The organism is Helicobacter pylori (assembly GCF_003636935.1).
GTDB lineage: Bacteria > Campylobacterota > Campylobacteria > Campylobacterales > Helicobacteraceae > Helicobacter > Helicobacter pylori_CH.
In genome coordinates, this window is record NZ_MVVH01000034.1 from 1 (window position 1) to 598 (window position 598).

The 598-nt window shown below is 42.0% G+C and carries 1 pseudogene; it reads right to left on the bottom strand.

Annotated elements, in window-relative coordinates:
- Position 1: 1 nt before the first annotated feature.
- A pseudogene (babB, locus tag EAL87_RS08000) lies at positions 2-598 on the bottom strand (Hop family adhesin BabB); the annotation flags it as partial.

Here is a 598-nt window from a genome sequence, read left to right on the forward strand (position 1 = left end):
TTTAGTAAGCAAACACATAGTTGAGATACACACTATAGAGTCTGCGGTATTTGAGTTCAGCCCCCATAAAGGAATAATAGTTCGTGTTAATGGTGGGGATTTTAAGCCCTAGTTCAATGCCGTGTTGCGCTGCATGATCGCTGTCTTTTTTCTTCGGTCTGGCTAAATTCATCCTCACCCCCATGTTGAATAAGAATTGGAAGTTAGCGACATTCATTTTAGCGTTATAGACATTATTCATGGTGGCTAAATTCACATACTCAGAGTTAAGCCATGAAGTCCCCGCTAACGCAATCCCGCCAAAAAGCCCCACAGAAAGCTTGTTGTTTTTGCCTAAGAAATTGGTGGCTTTATCGTTGATGAAATTATAGAGAGCGTCCGCTCCAAAGCCATAAGTCCATACATCAGAAGCCGAGTTGAAAAAGCTGGATTTGATGAACGCATGGTTGTAATCAAAAAAGCCGTAATATCTTGCGCCCCATCTTCTTTTTTGGCCAAAGAATTGCTTATAGCCCACCTGAATACCGATCCCATTCATCGCACCATTATTGGTTTGAGAACTAACAATACCCACTTTCCTAAAGGGGTTTCGGCCTAA